Source organism: Aromatoleum toluolicum, assembly GCF_012911005.2.
GTDB lineage: Bacteria > Pseudomonadota > Gammaproteobacteria > Burkholderiales > Rhodocyclaceae > Aromatoleum > Aromatoleum toluolicum.
The window spans coordinates 1-459 of the sequence record NZ_WTVS01000204.1 but is presented as its reverse complement, the minus strand read 5'-3'; the positions used below and the strand labels follow the sequence as shown (position 1 = coordinate 459).

Annotated in this window: 1 protein-coding gene; it reads left to right on the top strand. The window is 69.3% G+C overall.

Going from position 1 to position 459, the window contains the following annotated elements; all coding sequences use genetic code 11:
- Positions 1-459 (top strand): 5'-nucleotidase (locus GPA27_RS28380; RefSeq protein WP_211165311.1); only part of this gene is annotated, 459 nt, incomplete at both ends.

Below are 459 nucleotides of genomic sequence, written 5' to 3'. Positions count from 1 at the left end.
GTGGTGACGGAGTCGGTGCAGGCGGGCGACTCCAACCCCAACGAAGTGCGGATTGCCTTTGACGGCGACGCCGTGTTGTTCTCCGATGAGGCCGAGCGCGTGTACCAGGCGGAGGGGCTGGCCGCCTTCCAGCAGCACGAGACCGACAAGGCCGCACAGCCCCTGCCCGACGGCCCGTTCAAACCCCTGCTGGCCGCCTTGCACCGCCTGCAGTCTGCGGGCGAGGCCGGTGGCACCGGCATGCGCATCCGCACCGCGCTCGTCACCGCCCGCAGCGCCCCCGCGCACGAGCGCGCCATCCGCACCCTGATGGACTGGAACATTGCGGTGGACGAAGCCATGTTCCTGGGCGGCCTGCCCAAGGGCGAATTTCTGCGCGAGTTCGAGCCCGATTTCTTCTTTGACGACCAGACCGGCCACGTCACCTCGGCAGCGCGCCACGTGCCTGCGGGCCATGTG